This is a genomic window from Giesbergeria anulus, assembly GCF_900111115.1.
GTDB classification, from domain to species: domain Bacteria; phylum Pseudomonadota; class Gammaproteobacteria; order Burkholderiales; family Burkholderiaceae_C; genus Simplicispira; species Simplicispira anulus.
The window spans coordinates 70,475-76,927 of the sequence record NZ_FOGD01000013.1 but is presented as its reverse complement, the minus strand read 5'-3'; the positions used below and the strand labels follow the sequence as shown (position 1 = coordinate 76,927).

The following is a 6,453-nucleotide window of genomic DNA, read 5'->3' as shown; positions in this document are numbered from 1 at the left end:
TAATGCTGGCCTGAGGGCGCTGATAGACGCAGTTAATGTTGGCCCAAAAATGCGCTGAATGCAGGCCTGACGCTTTTCAAATGCAAGTCCCTACAATTAGATACAAAGTTGGATGGCCGGGCTGGAAGTTTGCAGCGCGTATGGGCGTGCCGCTGCTGGTTCGCGTGCGGGTGCATCTCGATGCCGAATCCAAAAGCTACTGGGCGGACAGTCCTGATCTTGATGGGTTGGTGGTGGCTGGGCAAGACCTGGATGAACTCCGGTCAGAAGTGTTCGCTGCTGCTGACGAGCTGCTCAACTTAGCGATCCGCAGTCCACGGGTCAGGGCAACTACAGAATTGCTCATTCGCGATGAGCTTCATTGTGTTGCATGAATGGGTACTATCAGCAAGTCATTGCCCAGCTGAAGCAGCATGGCTACTCATTTCTGAGGCAGGGCAAAGGCTCCCACGAAATCTGGTCTAACGGCTTGCGCAACCAGACCGTTTCCAAAAATATGCCAGCCCGCGACATGGCGAATGCCATCATGAAGCAAGCTGGCATCGCACATCGTTTTTAAAGCGCCAAACCCAAGCCCGCATAGTCCGGGCTTTTTTCAGTTGTGGCACAGAGAAGAAAACTCTTCAAGCCTAGCGACTTTGCGGGCAACTATCGGGCTCTCCTGAATCAGTTTGCCCAATATTCGCACCTGCAAGGGTGGATTCGCCGTCAGTTCTTCCTGATGGCATCTGGCCTTCGCCAACTGCTTCTGTATCTCCATGGATCGGAGGCTCGCCTCCCGCAGAGATTTCTGCACTTGAATCGGCATCTGTCTCGTTTGGTGATAGCTCATGATCCTCTCCTTCGTGGAAATTTAATTCAACCGGAAACCGCCCAATGCTTGGTTGTTCTGAGTTGATAGCAGCCTCTGTACCGCTACGCATTGCTTGGCTGAATTGTGCAAGGATTCCGGTTGGTTGGAACACCCTGTGAGACACAATTGCAACCCAAAATGATTGGGTTGCAATCTTTTAGTCCGACCTACGCCGGATCGAATCCAGCTCCATTCCAGCGCATGTTTCCTCGCCCGGTCTGGTAAACCTGCCCTTTCACGAGCTGATTCTTCGGAGGCAACGGCTGCCCGCCTTGCTCTCCGCCCTGCACATACCGGTGCTCCCCCGTAGTCGGGTTTAGGATGAGTGCGCCACCCGGCTGTGGATTGCCTAGTGCATCCTTGCCTCCGCTCAGTGCTGTGGCTTTCCATGCTTCGGGCTTGTCTTTGCCGGTCAACACGCGCAGTCGTTCAGCAATGGCTGCCTGCTGCTTGGGGTCGGTGGCGTTTTGATAGGCGTCGTAGAGCTGCGCTGTTCTAACCGCTTGCTGCGCTTGCAGCGTTTTGGTTTGCCGATCTGGAGCGCCATCTTGGTACGTCCGCTCATCTTTCTGGAAGCCATGCACGTCCTTGGTCATACCCCATGCTTATTGTAATTTTTTAATTCGTTGTTAAAAAATAGCAGTGCATTACGAATATTATCCAGACTATTGATTTTAGAATTGTAAAAATGACAATGCGATGCAGAATAAGGCTTGCCTTCTAACGAAGACCATATATAGTCAATTACATTCACAGTGTTTTCCAGAAAAATAGCTTTTGACATAATTCTTCTTCCGAGGACTAACTAGGATTAAACGAAAGTTACAAAGAAAACTGCAACTGCGGATGCAACCCAGCACGATTTGCCAGCGTCAGCAACATATCGAGGCTGAAATCTTCGATCTTGCCTTTGATGAGGCGTGACACGCGCGGTTGCGTAATGCGAAGATGGCGGGCGGCCTCGGCCTGTGTCCAGCCTTGCGCCTTGAGTTGTTGGGCGGTGCGGATCATGACCTCGGCGCGCAGCTTCATCACTTCGGCCTCTGCGGGGTCAAAGCCCAAGTCAAGGAAGACATTGCCGCTGCTTTCGGTGATTTGGATGGTATCGTCGTTCATTGGAGTGCCCCTATCAGTTTTCGGTAACGCTGTGCTGCTAAGTCAAGGTCGGGCTTGGGCGTCTTCTGCGCCTTTTTCTGGAAGGCGTGCAGCACATAGACTGCATCGGCCAGCTTGGCTACATAGACCACACGAAATGCCCCATGAGCTGTATCCCGGTAGCGGATTTCATAAGCGCCCGCGCCCACGCTGGGCATGGGCTTGAAGTCACTAGGCTCACCGCCATACTGCACAGTCATCAGCTCAAGACCCAAGGCTTGCCGCACGTCAACAGGCATTGCGCGCAAGTCTTTCTGGCTGGAGTCGACAAATCTAAGTGGCTTCATTTGTCGATGATGCAGTAACTGGCATAAATATGCAAGTTCTTAAATAAATTAACGCCCGCCGCAAAACTATGCTACATTCCGCCTGTCAGCCAACGCAATAGGCTGACCGGGTGTGGAAGCCCGAATGGAGCGGTGGTAAGCCGCGACACTTGCATCAGTGAGCGCGGCTTTTTTATGCCCGAGCCAGATACATCCGCACGCCCATACTTTGGTGCGTGCCGACAGTTTGGTGGCCCGGACGAGGAAGCCGCAAGGCTTGCCGGTGCTCCATCCGGTCTTCCACACCTCGTCTGGGCTGCCTCCTAATGTGGAAGTTAGGTAGCAGCGTTGCAAACCGTAAATGGAGCACGCGCCATGTCGCAAAATCAACTCGTTTCCGTGGAGTTCCACGGCCAATCTATCCTCGCCACCCTGAACGACGGCAAACCTTACGTTGCCATGAAGCCGATCTGCGAAAACATCGGCCTGCAATGGGAAGCACAACAAAAACGCATTCAACGCAACCATGTTCTTGCACAAGGTATGTCCATGATGGACATGGTTGCCGAAGACGGTAAGCAACGCAAAATGATTTGCCTACCACTGACCATGCTCAACGGCTGGTTGTTCGGCGTGGATGTGAACCGGGTCAGGCCCGAACTGCGCGACAAGCTGATGGTGTACCAACGCGAATGCTTCGACGTGCTGTTCCAGCACTTCATGCCGCAGCCAGCCCCCACCCAGCGCCCGTACAACCCCGCCATCGACTACACCCGCATCAGCCCCTCCCAAGCCCAAGACATCAAAGAGCTGGTGCATCAGGTAGTGGATTCTGGTGTGCAAACCTTCGGTGAGACGTGGAACCGGCTACACAACAAATTCCGGGTCAACAGCTACTTGGAGCTGCCCGCTACCAAATACGACGAGGTGTGCGCTTACCTGCGGGGAAAGTTGCCCCCAGTACCTGCCCCGGCACCGGCCCCCAAGCCAGCACCCGCGCCACAGCCATCGTTCATAACAAAATCCGTCTTTATCAGTCCAACGGCTATGGCCAAGTGCATCGAACTGCGGGACGATGGCAGCAAGCAAGGTGTTTCGTTTGCATCCAACTTGCTCGGAGAAATCCAATTTGCCCTGATGTTCAACGGCAGTGCCGCACACACCCGCCTGACTGTCAGTAGCGCAAGAGAAATGGGCAATGCCCTGCTAGAGGTGGCCGATGCACAGGCCGCGCTTGAGCGGCGGGCAGCATCAGCCACCTGATCTTTTCAACCAAAGGTGCTTTTTCAAAAAGCACCTTTTCCAATGCCAGACCACCTGAATTTAATGAAATGATCACGCCTTTTCTTGGTCGACATCAATTGATTTTCTCAAGGCCATCAACTGGTCAATGAGTTCTTGGAGCTTACTCATGAGGTTATCGAATATCTGTGTCGAAGATTGATTGGGATTGACAGGCACTGGCGTTAAATCTGACCCCGATTTTTCTTTTGTCGATTGTGCCACGCCATCTGCTAGGCGAGTGAGGCCAAAAATACTCCCTGACAACCCCACGATGAGATTAACCGTTGGCCCCGACAGAAACTCGTACGCATCTGGCTCTAGCATGGTCTCGTACCGTTCCTCAATGGATTTAGCAATTTTTTCAAGGTTACTTACTGGATACTTCCCTTCATACTTACCGTCCGTAAGAACATTTTTTACATGGTAGACCCTTCCCTTGAGATCCTTTGTGATTGCAATCAGGTGATGAGTTGTGCGGACTATTTTTCTGCGTTCAGCGTCTCGCGCAGCTAACTTGGCAGCCTCCTTATCGTGTCGAATTTGATGCTCTGTTAACAAAACCGCGCCAACAATGGCAGCAACAGAACCAAAAGCCTGCATCCACCCAGACCACTCGGCCTTGGTCATGCAAGTAGCCCACCAATCAACCCACAAGAAACAATATTCTTGTGCTGGCTTCACAGCATCTGCAGCGCGCGCTAGATCAGAGAGTAGTTGGTTTGTATCCATTTGCCACCTATTACGTAATTTTTAACAATTCATGCAGCAGCGCCACCCTGTAAAAAAGGGTGGCGTTTTGCATTTGGCGGAAGGTTTTTATGCTGCAGCAGGCGAATCGCGTGGCTGGCCCGGCCCGGCCACCAGCGCATCCTTGGCCCAAGCAATCAAACGGCTTGGGCGGGGCTTGCGGGCGGGGCGGTAAGGGGTGATGAGCTTGACGCGCACTGTCTGTTGCTTGCGCTCGGGCACCTTGGCCGCTTTGGCCTTGGGTAGGGCAAGGCTCCAAAGCACCATGCCCATGACTTCCAGTGCCAAAGACTGCACCACGGATGTGACCATCGCCACGGTCTCGGCACGCAAGCCCACCATGTCGGCAATCTGGCTGTCCACGGTTTTGGTGGTGGCCGCCTTCACCAGTGCACTATGCTCGGCCACAGCTTGGGCCAGCGACTGGCGCAAGTCCTCGGCCCGCTGGGCTTGGGCGCGCTCGTCTTCCAGCGGTTGCACCTTGGCTTGGGCCAGATCATGCTGGGCCTGTGCAGTCGTGCAGCGGGCATTGTCTTTGGCTTTGCAGCGCTCCAGCACGGCCACAGCGCGCACCACGGCAGCATTGGCTTGGGCCAGATCAGCAGACACTTCGGGCAAGTCGCGGGCGGTGATGCGGGCTAGCTCTGCTTCATAGCGGGCCACATCTGTAGAAGGCGGTACCTCCATCTGACGCTGGTGGCCTAAGTCGCGTTTGGACTGGTCAAAAAAGTAAGCGTGGTTGTAGAGCGTCACGCCCACACACACCACGAACAAGCCGCGCACCAGCCAACTGCCACGGGCCAGTGCTGGCAGCAAGTGGCTGCCCACGACCATGACGAGGGCCAGCCCGGCCAACATGGCGGCGCTGGCAAAGTCTGGAGTACGCTGAAATGCCGACATCCCGGCCATACCCGCGCAGATCACGGTGGTGACGAAAGCCGTCACACCCGCAATGATGCGGCTGGACATCGGAAGAACTGTTTGGGATTTATTGGCCACTTTGGCCTCCGGTTAGTTGCAACACACCGGGTTTGCCCTCTACAATCGCGGCACAGCGAGAGTCAGGGCCTTCCGGCTACACCACCTGCCTCCCGTCGATTAGCCCCTCTTAGTCGCTTTTGAGGGGCTTTTCACTTTCTGGCGTCTATACGCCGTGGGCAAGTGGCCGGATGATACCAGTCCGGCCCGCAATTTCTGCCCGCATTTCAGCCCAGCGCTTGCGCACCTCGTCTGGTATGGGCGAGGCGTTGACGGTCTCAGGCTTCCAAGTCTCTACGGGCTTACTAGGCACGGCGGCATCCTGTTGGGCACTGCGTCGATCCTGCACCCATGCGGCTTCAAACCGCGCCCAGCCCTTCACTATGCACAGGCGTACCGCTTGTGCCACTGTCAACCCCGCGCGCTGCGCCTGCTCGGCAAGGTCTTGTGCCTCTGTGCGCGTGGGCATGGGGGCTTTTTTCTTCGTCTTGCGCACCACGGCAAATTCTTCCAGCATTTGAGGTTCGATGGTTTTTAATTCTTCAGGCACACACAGCGGCGCAGCCGGGGGCGGTGCTGGTCGGGGTGGCGGTACAGGCACGGGGCTTGCGGTGTGCGCTGTATTGGTATTCTTTATAAATTCAACTTCTTTATTTGGGTGCAGATTTTGCAGGGGCGGGGGTGCAAATTCTGCTGCGGTAGGTGCAGATTCTGCGCTGGCCGCGCCCGGTAGCGTGATGGTGTAGCGGGGGCTGGTGCCAAGGCGGTGCTGCACGCGCACTAGGCCAAGATTTTCTAAGGTGCGCAATGCGTACTGCGCAGCACGCGGGGACATGCCCGACATTTGTGCGATGCGCTCAACGGCGGGCCAGCAAGTGGGTGAGCTGCTCTTGCTGTTGACATGGTGGGCCAGCACGATCAAAACATGCTTGGCAGCGCTCTTGAGGCCGGGGGCGTTGAAGTTGATGGCGGCGGCGGTAAGGAGGTAGCACATGATAGGAACTTTGCGAATTGCAAATTTCCGCGCTACAATGTGCCACATACCACTGTTGCTCATTGTGGCGAGGAAACTCACCAGATTGATACAGGCAAAAACCCCGGACGTTGAAAGATGTCTGGGGTTTTTGCCGTCTGGCCGTCATCATACCTGCACTGCCACCATCCCTGGCC

The 6,453-nt window shown here is 55.1% G+C and carries 10 protein-coding genes; 3 read left to right on the top strand and 7 right to left on the bottom strand.

Translation table 11 applies throughout. The features are described 5' to 3' along the window. The first annotated feature begins 80 nt into the window (after positions 1–80). On the top strand, positions 81–374 hold the full coding sequence (locus BMX55_RS14430) for a hypothetical protein (RefSeq protein ID WP_091458898.1): 294 nt from the start codon (positions 81–83) through the stop codon (positions 372–374). Continuing rightward, entirely contained in the window at positions 371–559 is a 189-nt protein-coding gene (locus BMX55_RS16950; protein WP_091458897.1) for a type II toxin-antitoxin system HicA family toxin, read from the top strand. Before BMX55_RS14430 ends, BMX55_RS16950 begins: the two co-directional genes overlap by 4 nt. Positions 560–595: 36 nt before the next feature. On the opposite strand, the gene BMX55_RS14420 is transcribed toward BMX55_RS16950, so the two are convergent. From BMX55_RS14420 to BMX55_RS14405, 4 genes are all read right to left on the bottom strand, one after another. Continuing rightward, the gene (locus BMX55_RS14420; RefSeq protein WP_091458895.1) at positions 596–832 is read right to left on the bottom strand and encodes a hypothetical protein; all 237 of its coding nucleotides are present in this window, start codon (positions 830–832) and stop codon (positions 596–598) included. Between the two features lie 188 nt (positions 833–1,020). Further along, positions 1,021–1,449: a hypothetical protein gene (locus BMX55_RS14415; protein WP_091458893.1), complete on the bottom strand. Its 429-nt coding sequence runs from the start codon at positions 1,447–1,449 to the stop codon at positions 1,021–1,023. 226 nt (positions 1,450–1,675) lie between these two features. Continuing rightward, positions 1,676–1,969, bottom strand: coding sequence for a helix-turn-helix domain-containing protein (locus BMX55_RS14410; RefSeq protein ID WP_091458891.1), 294 nt, complete (start codon positions 1,967–1,969; stop codon positions 1,676–1,678). Continuing rightward, the gene (locus BMX55_RS14405; RefSeq protein WP_091458889.1) at positions 1,966–2,295 is read right to left on the bottom strand and encodes a type II toxin-antitoxin system RelE/ParE family toxin; all 330 of its coding nucleotides are present in this window, start codon (positions 2,293–2,295) and stop codon (positions 1,966–1,968) included. The genes BMX55_RS14410 and BMX55_RS14405 overlap by 4 nt, the downstream gene beginning before the upstream one ends. Before the next feature lie 354 nt (positions 2,296–2,649). Between BMX55_RS14405 and BMX55_RS14400 the strand changes: the two genes are divergently transcribed. Beyond that, positions 2,650–3,537 (top strand): phage antirepressor N-terminal domain-containing protein, encoded by an 888-nt coding sequence (locus tag BMX55_RS14400; RefSeq protein ID WP_091458887.1) that lies wholly within the window; start codon positions 2,650–2,652, stop codon positions 3,535–3,537. 72 nt (positions 3,538–3,609) lie between these two features. On the opposite strand, the gene BMX55_RS14395 is transcribed toward BMX55_RS14400, so the two are convergent. The 3 genes from BMX55_RS14395 to BMX55_RS14385 all read right to left on the bottom strand — a co-directional run bounded on the left by BMX55_RS14395 (position 3,610) and on the right by BMX55_RS14385 (position 6,277). Continuing rightward, positions 3,610–4,287: a hypothetical protein gene (locus tag BMX55_RS14395; protein ID WP_091458885.1), complete on the bottom strand. Its 678-nt coding sequence runs from the start codon at positions 4,285–4,287 to the stop codon at positions 3,610–3,612. A gap of 87 nt (positions 4,288–4,374) precedes the next feature. Next, positions 4,375–5,274, bottom strand: a complete 900-nt coding sequence (locus tag BMX55_RS14390; protein ID WP_091458883.1) for a hypothetical protein — start codon at positions 5,272–5,274, stop codon at positions 4,375–4,377. Positions 5,275–5,449: 175 nt separating this feature from the next. Continuing rightward, positions 5,450–6,277 (bottom strand): helix-turn-helix domain-containing protein, encoded by an 828-nt coding sequence (locus BMX55_RS14385; protein WP_143059691.1) that lies wholly within the window; start codon positions 6,275–6,277, stop codon positions 5,450–5,452. Positions 6,278–6,453: the final 176 nt, after the last annotated feature.